Annotated in this window: 11 protein-coding genes; all 11 read right to left on the bottom strand. The window is 52.7% G+C overall.

Annotation, left to right across the window (positions count from 1 at the left end; translation table 11 throughout):
• Positions 1–66: 66 nt before the first annotated feature.
• Positions 67–1,122 (bottom strand): PorV/PorQ family protein, encoded by a 1,056-nt coding sequence (locus KF749_15925; protein ID MBX2992642.1) that lies wholly within the window; start codon positions 1,120–1,122, stop codon positions 67–69.
• An 86-nt stretch (positions 1,123–1,208) separates the two neighbouring features.
• A complete protein-coding gene (locus KF749_15920) occupies positions 1,209–1,814 on the bottom strand; it encodes a hypothetical protein (GenBank protein ID MBX2992641.1) in 606 nt (201 codons plus the stop codon).
• 26 nt (positions 1,815–1,840) lie between these two features.
• Entirely contained in the window at positions 1,841–2,422 is a 582-nt protein-coding gene (locus tag KF749_15915) for a hypothetical protein (GenBank protein MBX2992640.1), read from the bottom strand.
• A 26-nt stretch (positions 2,423–2,448) separates the two neighbouring features.
• Positions 2,449–5,016: a TonB-dependent receptor gene (locus KF749_15910; GenBank protein ID MBX2992639.1), complete on the bottom strand. Its 2,568-nt coding sequence runs from the start codon at positions 5,014–5,016 to the stop codon at positions 2,449–2,451.
• Positions 5,017–5,060: 44 nt separating this feature from the next.
• Complete coding sequence (locus tag KF749_15905) at positions 5,061–7,352, bottom strand: PIG-L family deacetylase (GenBank protein ID MBX2992638.1); 2,292 nt, start codon at positions 7,350–7,352, stop codon at positions 5,061–5,063.
• Between the two features lie 104 nt (positions 7,353–7,456).
• Positions 7,457–8,503, bottom strand: a complete 1,047-nt coding sequence (locus tag KF749_15900) for a PorV/PorQ family protein (GenBank protein MBX2992637.1) — start codon at positions 8,501–8,503, stop codon at positions 7,457–7,459.
• Between the two features lie 25 nt (positions 8,504–8,528).
• Positions 8,529–12,017 (bottom strand): T9SS type A sorting domain-containing protein, encoded by a 3,489-nt coding sequence (locus KF749_15895; protein MBX2992636.1) that lies wholly within the window; start codon positions 12,015–12,017, stop codon positions 8,529–8,531.
• An 84-nt stretch (positions 12,018–12,101) separates the two neighbouring features.
• Positions 12,102–15,146, bottom strand: a complete 3,045-nt coding sequence (locus KF749_15890) for a TonB-dependent receptor (protein ID MBX2992635.1) — start codon at positions 15,144–15,146, stop codon at positions 12,102–12,104.
• A 582-nt stretch (positions 15,147–15,728) separates the two neighbouring features.
• Entirely contained in the window at positions 15,729–17,333 is a 1,605-nt protein-coding gene (gene serA / locus KF749_15885; GenBank protein MBX2992634.1) for a phosphoglycerate dehydrogenase, read from the bottom strand.
• A 28-nt stretch (positions 17,334–17,361) separates the two neighbouring features.
• The gene (locus KF749_15880) at positions 17,362–18,501 is read right to left on the bottom strand and encodes an alanine--glyoxylate aminotransferase family protein (protein ID MBX2992633.1); all 1,140 of its coding nucleotides are present in this window, start codon (positions 18,499–18,501) and stop codon (positions 17,362–17,364) included.
• Between the two features lie 91 nt (positions 18,502–18,592).
• Entirely contained in the window at positions 18,593–19,189 is a 597-nt protein-coding gene (gene yihA / locus KF749_15875; GenBank protein ID MBX2992632.1) for a ribosome biogenesis GTP-binding protein YihA/YsxC, read from the bottom strand.
• Positions 19,190–19,298 lie beyond the last annotated feature (109 nt).

The following is a 19,298-nucleotide window of genomic DNA, read 5'->3' as shown; positions in this document are numbered from 1 at the left end:
GACAAGCTGACCAGAACATCTCCAACCCCTCATCCGGGGGAGGTTGACCAAACCTCCCGAACAATACTAAAATCCCAACCCTACAGTGAACACGTGATTGTTCTCCAAAAACTTGACAGAACGAAATGCGTAGTCGAACGACACATTGAGAGAACCGACCGGATATCGAAGACCTGCCCCGGCGGAGAACCCGAAAATACGGGCACTCCGGTCCACGTCATCATTCGCCTGAATTGCCGCACTTTTTGTAATGTCCGAAAATGTATAACCGCCGCGCACGAAAAACGTGTTTGCATAATTGTATTCAATACCCGCTTTGTATTCGTCAGCGGAGAAGTTGTTGTTCTGGAAGACGCCGCTGAACGTGATAAAATTGTCTTCATGAAGTACGTAGTTATAGGCAAGCCCGATTTCTATCGTTGAAGGAAGATCGAACGACTCAGCATCGACTTTGTAGAATGAACCGGACGTGTTACTCACTATTCCCTCCCGAATCAACCCGTCGCCATCGAACGACATGCGCGGCCCGAGATTCTTCACGGCGACCCCGACACTCAAGCCCGTCACGTTGGCAAGTCCGCTGTACTGCACGCCTCCGGAAAAAGCGACGCCGGTCGCAGACACGAGCCCGAATCGTTCACTGATAAGTGTTGCCGACGCGCCGATGGAAATCCTGTCCGTCAACATCCGTGAGTAGGTCAGGCCGATGTTCAACAACGTCGGACTGATCATTTGTCCGGTTCCGTCGGGCTGATCTTCCGTCGTAACGGCAATCTCGCCAATACCAACCGACTTGATGCTCAGTCCGAGGCTTCCGAAGTCGCCGAATCGTGTACTGACAGCGACGTACTGAATGCCGATATCGGCGATGTAGTTCATGTGAGAGAACGTTGCATTTGTGGCAAACTCGGCGCGGGCAAGCCCTGCCGGATTCCAATACATAGCGTCAAGACCCGATGATGTCGCTATAGATGAACCCGCCATGGCAATGTCACGTGCGCCAACGGGAATAAGCAACTCGGCCGCGGCACTGTTGCCGACGCGATTTTCGCCGCCTGCGTAAGCGGATACATGCACTCCCAGAAGAAATGCCGACACAAATGTGAGGGAACTAAATCTCATTGTTCAAAACGAAGGAACCCTTTCGTAAATCGTTACAATACAATGTATTGAGCAACCTGTACTTTGTCAAGTATGCCGAAAGATTGTTAGTCCCTTGGCGACGGCGACAACACTGCGGGCCGGCATCTGACGAACTCGCGATGCAAAACGAATTCGATCTGGCCCGGTTGAGCAATGGCGATCCGCGTCCGATGATACACGTGTGCGGTCCCCTCGAACGATAAGCGTATCGGCTCTGCCGAAAGAAACCGTGCCGGACACTCCGGATCTGGGAAAAACGACATCATCGAGAATAATCTCCTCCCGTCATCCGCTACCATATCCCACGTAAACCCGAACCGGATCGAGTCGCCGGGATCGAGGCGCAATACGCCGGTTCCCGCATTGTAGTTTCGCGCATAAATGAGATGCGAAGCCGTAAGTTGAACGGTTCTCTTGAACGACACATCTTTTGCCCACGTAATCACAAGCTGCCCGCTCAGGATTGCAGTTCCGTCGAACGTCTCATCATATGTATTTACGATGGTGATGTACGCTTTGACTGCATTCTCCTGCAAGCTAATCGCATAGAGACCGTATGCGTATGCGTCAAACACGTCAACCGGATCATTGTACCCAGGCAGCGGTTCTTTGCACGACAAGTCCGTGATCGCCCCGAGACACAAACACACCGCCAGTAGTCCGTGTTTCATTGCCCATATTTCCTTCCAGACAAGCATCAACAATCACGCGGCGGCACATACCGGCGGTGAAGAATAAACTCCAGCCGGAATTGCGGCGCTACGACAATCTCGGTTCTGTCGTACAGCCGCACGTTCCATTCGATTGTAAGGCGTATCGGCTGAGTCGAGATCAGATCCGGCGGACATTCAGGATTCGGGTAGAATGTCACAAGATCGGTGTTGAACAACGAACGGCCGTCATCGGCAGTCATGTTCCACGAAAAGCCAAACCGGACGGAGTCGCCCGGATCCATTCGCAGATTTCCCGTTGCAGGATCGTAACCCCGTGCCTCAATAATTGTTGACGGGCCAAGCTGTACGGTTTTGCGAAATGTACGATCACGCTCGAACAGTATTGTCAACGTACCATTCAGAACGGCCCGGGCATCGAACGTCTCATCATAGGTATTGATCACCGTGAAATATGCCTTCACGGCGTTCTCTGCCGTCGAGAGGGCGTACGTTCCTGACTGATAGGCATCGAATACATCCCGCGGGTCTTGGTAGCCGGGAAGCGGCTCCTTGCAGGAGAGATTCGACACCATTGCTGTTGCAACAACAATGAAGAATACTGCCATGTTCTTCATAACGTTCATCTCACAGACTAGAACTCAAGCCGGGCGCCAACACGAATGCGTCGCGGGTCGTAGTACGCTCCCGGATCGCCCAACTCACCGCCAACCCGCCCGTTGGAATCAACCCATCGAATGTTTTTCGCATTCAGCACGTTGCGGGCGTCGGCATATAAAGTCAAATAGTAGAAATTCGGTTCGCAACCGAGCGTAAATTCCCTTCTCACTTTGAAATTGATAAACAGAACATCTTCCATCCGCGCATTGTTTGGGAGAAATGCTTTCGTGGAATCGAGGGGCGTATATCCGTCACGGGTCGGGTAGAATGTGTATGGCCTCGGCGAATTGTACAAAACAACAACATTCATCTGCATTCCCAAAAACAGGCTGAAATCCGCGTCAGCTTTGATAGTATGCCGTTGATCCCAGCTTAACGGATACGGCCGCGCAACAAGCGGGAAACCCCATTGCGCAAGATTGATCGACTGATTGACGTTGTCACTGACCCCCTCCGTCACCATATAGGAGTACGAAATGGTGCCCGAAAATTTCTCCCCCCGTTCCTGGCTGATCACAAATTCCAGTCCGTTCACTGTTGCCTGCGCATTGTTTACGTACGACGCAAATCCGTAGTCACCCGCAGACTTGCTGTCGAACGGAATCAGCGTTTTCGAATCTATCTGGTTCGAGATCGATTTCCGGAAATACGTTGCCGATGCAACCACGGTGGGGCTGATGCCGTGCTTGAATCCGGCTTCCCATGCAATCGTTCGCTCGGGCTCAAGGTCGGGATTGCCTGTCAGGACGCCGCGGGTTCCAGAACGGATTTGGGACGGATTGATTCCGGAGTAGAGATAGTCGAACAACGGATACTGGAAATACTGCCCGAAGTTCACGTAGAAAAATGAAGACGGGCCGACGGGCGCTGCAAACGCAATGCGCGGACTGAATTGATGCTTGAACTTTACCTTCGTTGAGCCGACAACGCGCTGCTCGAATTCATCCTGCCGGACCGGAATGAACTCGACGATGGGGCGGGCGGCCCGTGTATCCAGAAAATCCCATCGAACACCGAAACTGAAACTCGAACCATCCCGCACAAACTCAATCTTATCCTGAACATACACGCTGCCTGATCGGGGTTGGTAGTGGTAGGAGTTGCTGTAATTCAGCAGGTCGGCCGTCTCAATCGGTTTGCCGAAATACGTCAACTGCGGCTCGAACTTTATAAGATCGGAGAGGATATTATACTGATGCAGTTCAACTCCCGCTTTGACAATATGCGACCTGTCGATTTGTGCCGTGACATCTCCTTTCACGGTGTAGATTGTCTGCCGCGTATCGGCCCACCAATGGCGCTTTCCGCCAACAATGTACCGGAGAAAAAAATCATACTCGTACGGCCGGAGATCCTGGTCTGCCCCGATACGTTCTCCTATCTCCGAACGCTGAAAATATCGGCTGACGCTGGCGGTATAGAATACGTTGTCGGACAGTGTGTGCGAGAGCGTCAGGGCGAGGCGGTACGAATTGCGGTTCCGCGCAGGCAAACCCGGCAGATTGAACCGCCAAGTGAACTCGTAGTCACGCCAGTCGCGAAGCGAGTAGATTCCCTGAAGGGCAAGCCGCACTGAAGGGCTGATAATAGACTCCAATTTGCTGAAGCCGTTGAATTCACTAATCACGCCATCTACGCGAAACTGGTCGAAATCCCGCCACCACCGCGTATCGCTTTGGGTGTAGGTGTTGGCAGTGAAATAGAACAGGCGGTTTTGTACAATCGGGCCACCGGCCGTGAGTTCGACCTCGGTGAGACGATCCTGTTGCTCATTGACTCGAGTCGGTAGCCACCCGTCCCTTTCAACACGGCCTCCAATCTCATGTTTGTCGGCGCCGGTTTTTGTCACAACATTGACAATGCCCGACATGGCATTGCCGTACTGCGCTTCGAATCCGCCGGTATGGACAGTCATTCCTGTGATAGAACTTTTCGGGAGCCCTGTTCCCAACCCTCCGCCGACAACATCCTGAACAGGAAGTCCGTCAACGAGATACACGACCTCGTTGATCTTACCGCCTCGAACATTTCCTTCAACTGTAGTTCCCGGCTGCAAGCCGAGTACTTCCTGAAACGCAACAACCGGCAGTTTATCAAGTTTCACCTCTCCGATGGAGAATGCGGTAGAAGGCTGGTCCTTTTGGATAAGCGGGCGTTCGGCGCGGACCTCGATAGCATCCAGCTCCACCGCCGAAGGATCCAACTGCATATCAATGCGGGTTCGCAAGTCGGGCAGAATCGTGACGTTCTGGAGAATCACGGTGCGGTACCCGACGGAACTGAATTTCACGCTGTACGTTCCGGCCCGGATATTGGCAATGACAAAGATGCCATCCACGTCGGCAGCGGCCCCAAATTGCGTCCCCACCACGGTCACATTTGCGCCGACGACGTACTGGCCTGTAGCTTTATCGGTGACCCGCCCCTCCAACAATCCAGTAGTGCCGGCAAACGTACTGACAACCATGAGGAGTGTTAAAAACAACGGCGGAAGGGTCGCCTTCACAGCGCCCGTGAAACACCTGTCACAATCACTATTCAAGAGTCACTGCTCCGTATCTGTGCGTGATTCATGTTTTCAACAACTTAATGGAACGCTACCAAATTTGCCAACAGCCGCAGACTTCCCGGATGAACATTCATCCATTGATGGTGCAGGGCAAGATCAACATATGTGATTCTCCCCTTTCCGAGGAGACGTGACACCACCAACGGCTCCTCATCCGGGCCGCGAACGGGGATCTCGAATTCCCCCCGTACTGTCAGTGAGTTGTGTGCCTTGCGAAACAGCCATCCATCAAAATCTTCCGGAAGAATGGGATTGGGAATGGCAAGCATACGATGTGTTGAATCGAATGCAATCCGGGCCGCCTCGTCAATCAAGTGTGACGGGGCGGCGACAATCCCTTCCAGCAGCGGGAATTTTGCCAGTTCATCGCTTTCCTGCGCAAGCACAACCAGATGCCCGCCGCGTTCCACAAACCTCTCCAATATTCTCGACGATTGTTTCAGACGGGTATGCAGAGTAAGCGAACGTCTATCGAGAATGAGTACATCAATTCCTTCCAGCGCCCGAGTCGACAGGTCGGCGGGGCGGAGTTCCCGGCTCCGAAACCCGATGCGCCGCAGCGCATCCACAGTTGCGCTGTTTTGAACCCCACCGGTCACGGCTACCGCCTGTGACGTATCGGCACGAACGGAAAAACTCCGGGCTACGAACATTCCCTGTGGCACGTCATCGATCAAGATATTGGAAAGATGATCTCCCTCGGGTACGGGGGTATGGAGCTGCAACCTCAATGTATCCAGTTGCGTGGCACCCTTGTAACTCAACCTGAAAGGCCGGCCAGGGGCAAACATTACCGAATCGCGAATATGGACCGTGTCGCGTACGCCGTCCCAGCTGTGATTCATCAGCCGGACTGTCACACGTTCATCGTTCATCGCCCGGACAATCGGGGTCAGCACTTCAAACGACAATTTCGGGGAGAAGGAAAAATACATACTGCCGCGATAAATGAAGCTTCTCGACCTGTCTTTCGCGTTATGAATGATGAAGAAATACGTTGGCTTTCGGATAGCTTGTTGATGATTCCCGAACTCGGCGCGGGGAAAATCATACGTCAGTGCGGAAGGAGTCAGCAACCGATACGCCTCGCCGGGTTCAAAAGGGATTCTGCGACCCACATCTTCGTTCAGAACCCATCCCGCATCAACAGCAGGAAAAAACAACTCTGTTGTCCCTCCGTCACTCAGGCCGTGAATCCGCGAGACATTCAGATACGTAAGCTGAAGATCTGTAAGAATCGAGTCACTGACCGTGAAGTCAACCTTCACACCGAGCAGGACATTGCGTATTCCTTCAAGGGCGCCTTTCCACCTCAGCAGCGTTCTTCGTTCAGCGGAGCTGAATTGATGAATACGGGTGATTCTCATACTAACAGAATCAAGCAACGATGCGGCCTGACGGAAATACTCGTCGGAATTCCGGTTTTTGGATGCGAGAATACGGTGCGAAAATTGCCGGAGTTCAACATTCAGGGTTCGCAACCGGTCAGAAACAACAGGCAATCCTGTATCAAGTCCGGTACCCGTGAACGTTGCAGGATGAAGTACGCGATACACCGCAACCCCTGTTCTCCATGTACCGCGCTGCACAGCCAACGACTGGTACGTAGCTGTCACCGCTTCCGCAATCGCCCGGTACGTCACCTTCAGTTTTGGATGCGAATCATCTATGGGAAGAGAGAAGCCTTTGTCCCGCGGAGATTCGAGAGCCACACGGTCGACACTCCAGGTTCCATGCCCCGATACCTGACGCGCTGCCGCGAGTACATCATGCACAACTATGTCCGTCCGAAGTGGAGAGTTGGAAAAACCGAAATCGGGCGAAATGAGAATAAGGTCGGGCTTGAACTCGCCAATGAGTTGCCGCAATCGCAACTGGAGCGAATCGGTATGCCAGAGGCTTCGTACTGCTGCCGAATCGGAAGCAGATGCAATATCAGGGAGATTCATGAACCGGGCTTCGCCATCGAGCATTGCCAACGCAGCGGCTGCCTCTTCACGCCTCACTGCTGCAAGCATCGCGGGGTACTCCGACTGTATGTCGCTTTCTCCCGACTCTCCATTGGTGATGTAGGCTGCCAGGATTTTTGCGCCCTTGGCCAATCTGAAGTAGGCCAGCGAGGAAAGGTCCTCATATCCCGGCTGTATTGCAATACACAGAACGTTGATATCGCCGGCCACATCACGCGTTAGTTGGTAAAGAGCTGTGTCGCCAGCGGCCGGGAAGAACCTCGACCCTGAATTGGCCACCGCTCCGGCTGCGAAGCTGGAAACAAGAAGGGCAAGAAGAGCCAAACGCAAACGAATCACAACAACACTCAGAAGTTGATTGACGAAAACAAAAAAGACTGCCCCGGCATATTCCGGGGCAGCCTTTGATACAAGGCATACACAGCCTCGTTCTGCCTGTCGAGCTAGAACCCTACCTTCAACGAGAACACGTTATTGTTGTTGAAGAGATCGACTTGGCGGAATGCATAGTCGAACGTCAGTTCCATATCGGACGTCATGTAGGTGATACCGACGCCGGCGGTGATACCGAAGATGCGGTCTTCCTTCTCGACTTTGGGAAGGAGGTTACCGCCGACACGGCCTGCAAGCTTGACCTGGTCGGTTCCGTAGAGAAGTTCTCCACCGAAGCGCCATTCGTCAACATACAGGTTGTTGTTGGTGAACGAACCGCTGCCCACATAACTGAACTCGTCGCTGAAGTTTCCGGTATAGGCCAGACCAAACTCCACAAGAGAAGGCAGGTCAAAGCTGGCTGCTTCCGACTTGTAGGGCTGTTCCGGACGGCTTCCATCGCTGGATACCGCTGCGCGGTAGAGACCGGAACCGTCGAACTTCATTCCGGGTCCGATGTTCTTTACCGCAACGCCAAGGTGAAGTCCCTTTACATTAACGAGTCCGCTGTACTGGACACCGAAATCGAATGCAACACCGGAGGCAGAAACACGGTCAATCTGTTCGGTAATCAGTTTGGTTGTGATACCGACAGAGATCGCGTCGGTCAACGGACGGGCGTAGGTAACCCCTACAGTAACGTACGTTGGCGAGAAGTTTCTCCCTGAGAGGTTTTCCGGATCGTCGTTCGTTGTCAACGGGATATCCCCGAAGCTCAACGACTTGATGGACAAGCCGAGAATCCCGAAATCACCGAATGAAGCACCGATGGCGCCGTAGCTCACGCTAATGTCGGCGATATACGACATTGACGAAAACATACCTTCGGCCGAGTTCTTGAGCAATCCCAACCCTGCGGGGTTGAAATGAATTGCTTCGACACCCGTTGCGTTTGCCAACGACGCGCTTCCCATCGCAAGATAGCGGGCACCGACGGGGATCAACAACTCGGGGGCGGCCGATGTACCGGTTCTCTTGTTCTGTGCGTCTGCTGTACCGACCACGCCCGCGAACAGCACACCGAACACGAGGGCGCTGATCAACATCTTCTTTGTCATGGTCGTTTCTCCTTTGTTCATATTGTTAGAATACATCGAGCACCTCCTGTTCCTGAATGACCGCGAGCTTGACTATTTTGGTCACCTTGGAACCGTCGGACGGCATGGTCATTTCCACGTAGGCAATATACATACCGCTGGCAACGGGGAAGTTGTTCTGATTGTTCAGATCCCATTGCATGAACTGCGAGTTGTCGTTCTTCTGCAACACGCGAACCACCTGGCCCGCAAGGTTGAAGATACGGACTGTTGCAGTAGGCGGCAGGTTATTGAATGTGACGAAACGAACGAGACGGTTTGTCTCTGCCGGGTTAAACGCATAGTACGGGTTGGGATAAACACCAACCTTATTTGCGCTTTCCTTGTCGTAACTCACACCCTTCCCGGGAAGAGGAGTTGTGTATTCGAACACGTCATCAACAGTGTTGACGTGGTTCGCAAGAATCAGGAACTCATCTCCAAGGGAGAAGTTCGCATTGGCGCGACGGTTTGACGCTACCCACCACATGACGGGCAGACGCTGGGCAAGAATGTTCAACCCAACAAATGCCGGGTCAGGTGTTGCGCCCGTATACGGAGCGTTTAGGATAAACAAGAAGTCGCGTGTTGCGCCTTGGTTGACACCCGTTCCGTTCGACGGCGGCCACCATTTGCCATCAAGCAAACCGGTCGCTACGTTATTCTCATGGATGGCAACCGCAAGACGAGTCGGTGGATTGGTTTCCATGTTCCATGCAGAAAGCGGCACACCGCGCTTGTAATCCTGGTACGCGTAGCCTGCCGCAGCATTCACTATATACGGCGCAAATTCCGGTCGTGCCGGTGCTGCCGTTGCTCCTCGCAAGTAGCGGTATGCATACGAGAAGTTGTCATCGAGGGTAGGATCGTCAAGATCCCAGCCGCCGTAGGAGTTGCCACCCGCATCCGGGTTACCTGTCGTTCCCGAGCTTGCAGGAGCAAGCTTGAGCAGAACGTTTCTCAACTCGTGCGCTTTTACAGTCTGATCAGGAACACTTCCGAAGTAGTGGGCCGGTTCTTCCCACCCGATTGAGCCTTCAAAGCCCTCAAGACCGCTCCATGACACATCGGCAAATGTAAAGCGACGTTCGCCTGAAGGGATTGACCAATCCTTCATTCCGGGAGGAGGTCCTTCAACCTTCAGCAGAATGCCACCCTCAATCATCTTGTAGTTGTCATCGCCGGACTGGTTTGTTTCGGCGCTCAAGACGGCACGATTTGCCGAGACGTTTGTGAGGTTCCACGTCGTGTTCCCGCCGCCTGCATCATTGAATGTAATACGGTAGGTTTGGCCCGTGCTGGCACCCGGATCGATAACGATCGGACGAACGATACCATCACTGACCCCGGTTGCGTGATTAACTTTCAAGGTGTCGCCAAACCGGGAGCCGAAAATAGTTCCAAAAGGAACTTTCGGGCGTACCGCAAACACCTGCACGTCCGATTCGAGCGCTGCCGGCAGATAGTTCGGCACATTCGCAACACTGTATGCAGTTACCGCCAGATAGTATTCCTGGCCGTTGTTCAGTTTGTCAATATCGCGGATGTAATCACGATTGAAGTTGAAGTACCGGACAACACCGGAGTTCGTTCCGAATTGCACCGGCAACTGGAGTATCTGCCCCGAAACGGGATCAAACTGCTCGTCGAGCACAACATCCGGGTCGGTAGGAAGATCGTATGTTGTAATACGGACGCCTTCACTCAGGCGCGAATTACGACTCGGCAACTGGTAGACATTGTATCCCTCGAACTTGTATTCGCCGGGCTGGTTGACTGTTGTTTCCGTTTGTGCTACTCGCGACAAATTGGCTCCCCATGAGAGAACCACCTGTCCGTCGAGTTCTGTTACTGTCACAGCCGGAGCCGTTGGCGGCTTCGGAACCTGGAACAATGCGTCGAAGGTGTTCTGAACAAACCGGCCGTTGAACTTCATGACCGAAATGCTTGAAAGACGCCCCGAACCCAAACCCGCAACAGTACCAACCACAACTTCCTGCGTGTCACCGGGAGCAAGTTTGAACGGACCGCTGTTCAGCGCAAAGCGGCGATCGCCGGGACCGTAAGAATAATCAGTACCCAGTCCGTCGATAAATCCTTGTCGCTTCACCGGATCCCCATTCAGAGGGAAGAAGGAAAGGGGCTCGCCCGGCGGGTGCGGATAGTAAATATCCGGGCCAGTCGAGGCGTTGGGAACGAATCCGCGCAACATCTTCCACCACCTGAGGCCGCCCTCGCGCGTAAATGCAGGATCCGAAATGCCGCTTCCGGCCGAGAAGTACACGAAGGAAGTCATCGGAAGATTTTCGTAGCCGTCGCGGTATTGGAAGTTGAAAACCGCTCGTGCGCCGGGTTCCGTTGACGGAACAATGGGGCCGGCGAGGAAGTCGTATCCGGAGGATGGAGGCGGAAGACTGAACTTTTTGAATTCGAGGTCGATAGCGTTGCCATTATAGACGTATGCAAGACTTGCTGAGGAATCAACGCCAATAAGGTCATCGCCGGCCGAGCCGAGATCAGGATCCGACCATTGTGAAACATACATGCTGTCAATGTAGAACGAACCTCTGGCCCCGCCGCCGATATCGACACCGCCCTTGTTAATAATGCGGTACCGCTTGAAGTAGAGGTTACCCATTGCATCTGTCCGCTTGTAGCCGAACATTGTCATCTGGATTTCCAAGCCCAAGGGCTCCGATCCGTAGAGAGCCAATGCAACGTTCCGGTTCAGGTCATTGAACACAGTCCAAATAACCTGGTCGGCTGGTGAACTCGGGTCAGAACCAGCAACACCGGGTTCGTCGTGGTTACCTGAAATTAATTCTTCGGGAGTAAGCCCTGTAGGTGGAGGCTGATAACCCGGCGTCCCGTTTCGCTCAATGTAGGGCGCACCGTATGCCACAGGCCATTCATTCCAATCTGTTTCATACTGCTGTAGAATTGCCGCTTTATCTGCCGAACTGACATCGCCGATCAATTTTTCGAACGATTCAGCAGCATCGCGAGTCAGTTCACCATCGCTCATTTGCTTGAAGTCGCGACGAATTCTGAAAATACGCACATCAGCGTCTGCAGGGTTCGCCGCAACAGCATTTGCGCCTGTCCCGATAATACGACCTGCCTGCGTTCCCACGTTGTAGGTCGCCCCTCCAACGCGTTCAACCTGGTTCGGAGCAGGTACTGTATGGTTGGCATCAAGGAATGCCTTGCCGCCATACATGAATCCATCCTGATAAATCACCCACTTTGTACCGCGCGGGAAGTACATACCATCATCGCCTGTAGGCGAGTGATTCGACTGACCATCGCGCCTCACCCACGACCAGAGATTGTTGATATTCAATACCTGGTACGTTGGCGTTCCGAGTGTACGGTTAAGCGATGGCGTCCGGGTACGGTTGGCCTTGTCCGGGCCCTCGGCTGCAAGTGCCGACCATACGATCAGACTCGCTATGCCGACCGTTCCGACAATAGTCTTGAACGTTCTTCGCATCATATTGGGAACTCCTAGAATTAGTTGATTAATTGGAACATACTTTTCAGGAGCAACTCCGGAACGGAGTTGCTCCCGGGTTGCATCTTAGAATTCGAGTCTCGCACCAACGCGAATCTGGCGCGGAGCGCCGTACACGTCGTTGCCGGTTGCCGTCGTATATGCCCAACGGTTATCAAGATTTATGGCCTTGTAGAACTCGGCATACCTTGGAACTGACTGTGCCTTGCTCGCACCGGCAGGATTGCTCAGCCAGCCGTCATCTTCCGGCGTGCCTGTCGTTGTGAACACATTGAGTACCTGCTTTGTATCAAGCAAGTTCAGGATGTTGACGTAGATATCGAGGTCCACCGCACCAAGCGGAATCAGCTTGTTGACGGAAAGGTCGATATTGAACACCCAGGGTGTTTTGGACGCATTTACGGGTTCCGTCGGATAACTGAAACGGGGATCCGTGTAAATGATTGTACCAACATTCCACGGGTTGAACTGACCTTCGAAAGCCGCCTTTACCTTCGTGTAGTTGTGGCCGCTGTTAAAGGTGAGCAACGCGTTGACTCCGAGGCCGGAAAGAATCGGGCCGCCATCATCTTTTTCAAACCGATAGTCGAGAAGAACCGAGCCGCGATGCGTCTGGTTATGCTCGAGAGCATTAATGAAGTTTGACGGGCGTCCGATATTTTGTTCGACCGAGCCCCAACCGGAACGCGGATTCGAGGCGGTTCCCTGTGCGTCGGAGAGGGTGTAATTCACGCGTGCCGAGAACCGGTTCGTGCGCCGCAGGTCCATGGTCAATTCGAAGCCTTTCACTGTGCCGAAGTCCTCATTCAGGTAGGCATAGAATACCCGATTTCCGGCAGCGTTCAAGAATGGCCTGACGCCGATTTGATCTTTCAGATCTTTGTGGAAGCCTGTCAGCGTAAGCGCGACATTTTCAGAGATCGCCTGACGGAAGCCAATTTCATACTGTGTTGTCCGCTCCGGCCGTACCAACAAACCAACCGGAGTGAGGTAAGCATTACCGCGCGATACTTCGCTTACCGTTCTGCTCAATGTGGTGTTACCCACAAACAACTGGTTCAACGATGGCATTTGCGCATACAGACCATACATCGCGTAGAACACGGTGTTTGCAGTAACCGGGAATGAGAAGCTGAGACGCGGCAGCACATACGAAACTGCCTCCTGTTCAACCAGTTTGTCTTCCCTAATGACGTCGAAGGATTGGTTGAACAAGCTGTCATACGGAGCCAACGGATCGGCGAACGTCTTGTTCTTCGAGTTAAAATGCTCAAAACGAAGACCGAAGTTCAGTACGAGGTCCTGGAACTCCCATTTGTTCTGAATGTAGCCGGATGCAAAAACCGGTTTTCTCGGCGCATCAACACCGTCACCAGATACTTTGTTGCCGTCTACATCGTAGCCATAGTGGTTTATTGTACCACTCTGTGAGAGCTCTATCCGGCGTTGTGCATCGCCACCGGGAAACGTCGCAGGAGTCTTTCCATCCGCGCCGTTCAAATAAGTCATGGCTCCTTGAATATTGCCGATAGAGTAACTTCGTGTTGTCCAAACATCAAACCGTCCACCTGCCTTCAATTCCCAGTTCTTGTCTATTTGGGCAGTCACATCGGCGGTTGCGCCAATAGCAGACTGCTCGTTTTGACTGAACGTGTTATTGGGGGCATTTTCATGTGTGAAGTTGAACGCATCAATAACGCTGTACGGTAACGGACCGCGGTAGTAGCCCCGGAACCCGGTATATCCCTTGGCTTCATTCGCAACGCTATCCGTATACAACTTCCAATCCGTCCCGAAGTCGGGATCTTCACGACTGAATGACCGCTTCTGATACGAGACAGAGACTTCATAGAAGATGTTTGAGCCAAGCACGTGGCTGGCGCGCAAACTTCCGAAACCGGAATTTGCACGATCAATGCGTTTGCGCTTCTGCGCAAAATAATCTTGCAGATAGTTCGGCCATCCGCCGGCACCGTCTGAAATCACCGCTCCGCCAATGTTGCCGCCGCGTGTACCACCTGCTGCACCACCATCGATGGGCAGTTTATCCATTTGATAACTTCCGGTCAGACGCAGTTTGACTGGAGAGACATCAAACAACAGGGTTCCCTGGAACGAATTGCTTTCGGACCAGTTATTAGGGATGTAGTTTTCCGCCACGGAAACAGGTCCGGGAAGGGAACGACCCGGGGATGCGTCAAGACCATCCGTTGTCAGGCCATCGAACGTGAACGGTGTGACATATCTGATCTGCCGATTGCGCAAGTAGTTATGTTGACCTGCAATAAAAAACCGGAGTTCAGGAATAATGGAGCCGCCAAAAGTTCCGACGATATTCCGGAATCCAAAGGCTGATGTGCCGAGGAATTGCTTGCCCGGCTTTGCAAAATCGTCCGTTTGGTAATCAACGCTGGCCTTAAATTCCGTTCCACCTGTACGCACAGATGTACGGACGATACCCGAGTTGGACCCTCCGAATTCGGCCGTATATCCGCCCGCCTGAAGTTGGAACTCTTCGATCGCTTCTTGAATAACGCCAACAGTAGAGTTGTTGAAGACGGGGTTCGTAGTTGCTGCGCCATCAATATAGTATGCAACTTCACCCTGACGGCCGCCGCGAACATACAACTGACCATTCTGCTGAACAACACCCGCTTGCAGAGCGATGATATTTTGAACGCCGCGAATCGGAAGGTTCTCGATATCCTCTTGTGTTGTGAGACGGACAGTGTTGGTTGTGTTGCGCTGTACCAACGGTCTTTCTGCAACGATGTCAACGCCCTGCAGTTGCACGGCAGAACTTGAGATGCGCAAATCTTGTGTCGTCGTCAGGTTAGCGCTGACGCGCACATTCGATACTGACAACGCGCCATAACCGACGAGCGATACCCTGAGGGTATAGACACCTGGCGGAACACCAAGAATGATGTACTCGCCGTTGATGTCGGTCGCAGCACCGAGCGTTTGTCCCTCTATCATGACGTTTGCACCGATGAGGGGCTCTCCGGACTCTCTATCCTTTACTGTGCCACGTATCTTACCGTCCTGTGCATAAAGCGCGAGGGGAAGAAACGCGACTGTAAAGAGAGCCAATACGAGCTTGCGAAGCATGTTTGACCTCCTGTTAATTGTGGAGTGGTTGTGTTGTTGTGTGTGTGACGTGTTTCACCTTTTCTGACCTGTTAATAAAAGGTGTGCAGGTTGACCTGCGTGTAACTCTCGCATGAAATTACTTCTGCGATGAGTGGATGAAGTTCTTTTTGTTTTGTGACCAGACCGAACGCACAGAATTCATGCGCTTACTACCGAGGATGCCCTTGCTGTGAAGCAAGGAGTCTACAGAAAAAACCCGAACTTGTACCGACCTCTGCCGATGGTGAGCATCAACCCACGACGCTTCAGATGTTTGCTAACCGGCAACTGCTGACGGCATCATGGAGAAAATTCTTGAGAGCAGAGATCCTTGGGTAAGGTTACTTGGAAAGCAGTATCAAAATCGATCGATAATCACCTCCTTATTTGAGTGTGACGGGAATCGAGGATTGTGCGCGAGAACATGGCTCAATATAAACACCGAGGTAGTCTTTGTCAAGTTCTTTCAATAAAAAGTATAAAACCTGCGCGCATTTTCCCCAATTTCGCCTGCATCTGAGCCCCACAGCCAGCACATGCTCATCTATCATCAAATCGGCCTTAATCGAGCTTCGCTACCCTGACATTTTCTATTCCGTCCTCATTCAGAAGCGCAGCGAGGGCCGGCTCTGGAATGTCGCTGTCAATGTTCATGACTGTTAGCGCTCGTTCGCCCATTGCCGTTCTGCCTAACGACACCCCCGCGATGTTCACTTTGTGAGCTGCCAGGATTGTCCCTACACGTGCAAGCATGCCGGGTCGATCCATATTATTGTAAACGAGGAGATGCCCTTCCGGATTTAACTCGAATCGGAAACCATCTATTCTCACAAGACGAAGGGAATTCGGGCTGTACACCGTTCCCGCGATCTCTCTTTCACCTCCCTCTATCTGTACCTGTACGCGAAGCAAATTGGTGAAATTTTCCGACAGCCCTTCCCGAAGTTCGTTCACCGCCAGCCCCATTTCGGCAGCGTGCATGGGCGCATTCACAAAATTGACAGGTTCAGGAAGCACATGAGAGAGAATTCCCTTCAGAACACCAGCCTTCATCAATTCCATAGATGAAGACGCCAGAACGCCGGAAGCGCCAACCGTCACACTTCTGAGCTTTCCACCTGCAAGTTGTACTGCAAGGCTTCCCAACTTTTCGGCGAGGGTTGCATATGGCTTGATCTCTTCATTCATGGCAAGTTGAAGAGCAGCACCGTTGACAAGACCGTTGTACCCCCGCCCCTTCAACGCATCAGCGATTTGATGGGCGATCTGTACCGCGACTTTCTCCTGCGCCTCCTCTGTTGATGCACCGAGGTGAGGCGTCGCGACAACCCGCGGGTGATTTAGCAGAGCCCCGCTTCTGTCAGGATTGGGTGGTTCCTCCTCAAAGACGTCGAGTGCTGCCCCACCCACCTGTCCCGATTGAAGGGCGCGAAGCAACGCAGCCTCATCAACAATGCCGCCGCGGGCACAATTGATGACGCGAACACCCCGCTTGCATCTGGCAAACGTTGCATCATTCAACAAGGCCTTTGTTTCCTTCGAGAGCGGCGTATGCACGGTGATAAAATCCGAACGCCGGAACAGTTCGTCGAGACTCACTAACTCGATATTCAATTTTTGCGCAACGTCGGATGCAAGTACTGGATCGTAACCGACGATGTTCATTCCGAACGCTTTGCAGCGGATCGCCACTTCACGGCCAATCTTCCCCAAGCCCACGACGCCGAGTGTCTTCTCAAATACCTCGACACCCGTGAAGCTCTTGCGTTCCCACTTTCCCTGCATCAGACTGTGATTCGACTGGGGAATGTTCCGCGCAAGCGAGAGCAGCATCGACACGGTATGTTCCGCGGCGGAAATCGTGTTCCCGCCCGGTGTGTTCATTACCAATATGCCTTTGCGCGTCGCTGCAGGTACGTCGATGTTGTCCACACCGGTTCCCGCCCTGCCGACGATTTTCATTTGTGAAGCATGATTAAGAAGAGTTGCGGTGACTTTCGTTGCGCTTCGTACAACAAGTCCGTCGTATGCGCCGATTGTCTGTTTCAATTCATCGGCGGAAATTCCCGGTTTGTTATCAACGTCGAATCCTTCACCCGCCAAAATATCAATGCAGCTTTGCTCAAGCTGATCGCTTACAAGAATCTTCATATAGATGTTCTTCACTCCCCTAATTCAGTGAATGGCTAAACGACTATTTGACCGACAAGAATGATTGTTGCGCTGCTGCAAGACCCGCCCCCAGCGAGAACTTATATCCAACCGCTGCAAGCGTTTGTTCCAACGCCCCCATGAATGCAATCATATCCAACTCGTCGTAATAGCCGAGATGGGAAACACGGAAAATCTTGTCCTTGTAGTCATCCTGACCGCCGGCAATCGTAATCCCCTTCTCACCTTTCAGCACCTTGTTAAATGCTTTCCATGCAACGCCCTCAGGAACCCAGACGGGTGTGACGGCATACGAGGGCGAGTCGGAAAAAAGTTTGAGGCCCAGCCCGAGAACTCCTGCGCGCAGCGCGGTTGCAAGCCGTTCGTGCCGCTTCCACACATTCTCAATTCCTTCAGCGCGAATCATTTCGAGCGCGGCATCGACGCCGATAATGAGCGAGACGGCGGGCGTGAAGGGTGTATCGTTATCGGCATGAGACTTCACGGCCTTGCGCAAATCAAAATAGAACTTCGGCATCTTCGATGTTTCCATCGAGGTGATTGCCCGTTGGCTCAGTGCAACAAATGCAAGTCCGGGAGGAATCATCAGTCCCTTTTGCGACCCCGTCACGCACACATCAATCCCCCATTCATCGAACCGGAGTTCATGCGCCCCGACGGCCGTAATGCCGTCGACGCAGACGAGAGCCCGGGAATTCTCCCGGATCAGTTTCGCCATCGCTTTCACATCGGTTGCCGTTCCCGTCGATGTTTCGCTGTGAACAAGGTAGACGGCCTTTGCATCGGGATGCGCTTTGAGCGCCGCGAGCATCTGTTCGGCGGATGGCGCCTTGCCCCATTCGGTTTTTATCTCAGCGACGTTCATGCCGAATGCTTTGGGCATTTTCACCCATCGCTCGCCGAACTTTCCGCCGTTCACGGCAATCACCATGTCGCCCGGCGAAAAGAGACTGACGAATGTCGATTCGACTCCTCCCGTTCCCGAACAGGTGAGTGTAAGAACCGGTTGCTCCGTTTGAAAGAGATATTTGAGATTCTTGTTGACTCGAGTGAGGATTTCGTTGAACTCGGGGTTGCGGTGATGGATGATCGGCTCGGCCATTTTGAGCATAACTGTTTCGGGAATCGGCGTGGGACCGGGGGTGAAGAGTCGTTTCTTCATGGAACAGTTCTCCTGTAAGTGGTGGCTCGTCGTGTTTTTCCGTGGGAATGAATCTACAAAAAACCGGGTTTAGAATCCCGTCGAAGGCGGGTTAGTCGGCAGCCGTAATGTGGCGGGCAATCATCCCGAAAAGCTCCGGCTTTCCTTCGCCTGTAAGCGAGGAGAACGGAATAACATCCCTGCAAAACGCGAATTTCGCGTAAGCTGCTTTTGCATTCTTCACATACATCGGCATTTTGCTGCGGGGAAGTTTGTCGGACTTCGTCATGACAACGACGAAAGGAATTTCATAATACTCAAGCCATCCCACCATCATCAAATCCAGTTCCGTCGGTTCATGGCGCGAATCGATCAATTGAACAACCAGGGAAAGATTCTCACGTCCCTTCAGGTATTGTTCGATGAGCTTTCCCCAACTCGACCGGATTTGTTCGGGCACTTTTGCATACCCGTAGCCCGGCAGGTCAACAAAATAGAACATCTTGTTGACAAGATAGTAGTTCAACTCGCGTGTTTTACCAGGATCGGAACTCGACCGGGCAAGAGCCTTGCGATTGAGGAGTTTGTTGATAAGGGAGGATTTGCCAACATTCGAGCGGCCAAGGAAGGCGACCTCCTTGAACGGCTCTTTGGGAAGTTGCCGTATATTGGCAACACCAGTTGTAAATTCTGCAGATGTTATCTTCATGAAACGTAAGGGAAACGCAGAGAGTCCCGATGGGCGGGACTCTCATTTTTCGGTTTCAAAATTCTCAAGACCCTGCGCCGGCTTCAGCTTTTTTCTCTTCGGAGGCCTT

The sequence above is a fragment of the Bacteroidota bacterium genome (genome assembly GCA_019637975.1).
Taxonomy (GTDB): domain Bacteria; phylum Bacteroidota; class Ignavibacteria; order UBA10030; family UBA6906; genus CAADGV01.
This window is presented reverse-complemented; position numbering and strand designations above follow the sequence as displayed.

What these genes read in the sequence shown, in the direction of transcription:
- KF749_15880 (MBX2992633.1), bottom strand. Translation starts at nt 18,501, where the DNA reads ATGAAGAAACGACTCTTCACCCCCGGTCCCACGCCGATTCCCGAAACA.
- KF749_15900 (MBX2992637.1), bottom strand. Translation starts at nt 8,503, where the DNA reads ATGACAAAGAAGATGTTGATCAGCGCCCTCGTGTTCGGTGTGCTGTTC.
- KF749_15895 (MBX2992636.1), bottom strand. Translation starts at nt 12,017, where the DNA reads ATGATGCGAAGAACGTTCAAGACTATTGTCGGAACGGTCGGCATAGCG.
- KF749_15915 (MBX2992640.1), bottom strand. Translation starts at nt 2,422, where the DNA reads ATGGCAGTATTCTTCATTGTTGTTGCAACAGCAATGGTGTCGAATCTC.
- yihA (MBX2992632.1), bottom strand. Translation starts at nt 19,189, where the DNA reads ATGAAGATAACATCTGCAGAATTTACAACTGGTGTTGCCAATATACGG.
- KF749_15925 (MBX2992642.1), bottom strand. Translation starts at nt 1,122, where the DNA reads ATGAGATTTAGTTCCCTCACATTTGTGTCGGCATTTCTTCTGGGAGTG.
- KF749_15920 (MBX2992641.1), bottom strand. Translation starts at nt 1,814, where the DNA reads ATGAAACACGGACTACTGGCGGTGTGTTTGTGTCTCGGGGCGATCACG.
- KF749_15890 (MBX2992635.1), bottom strand. Translation starts at nt 15,146, where the DNA reads ATGCTTCGCAAGCTCGTATTGGCTCTCTTTACAGTCGCGTTTCTTCCC.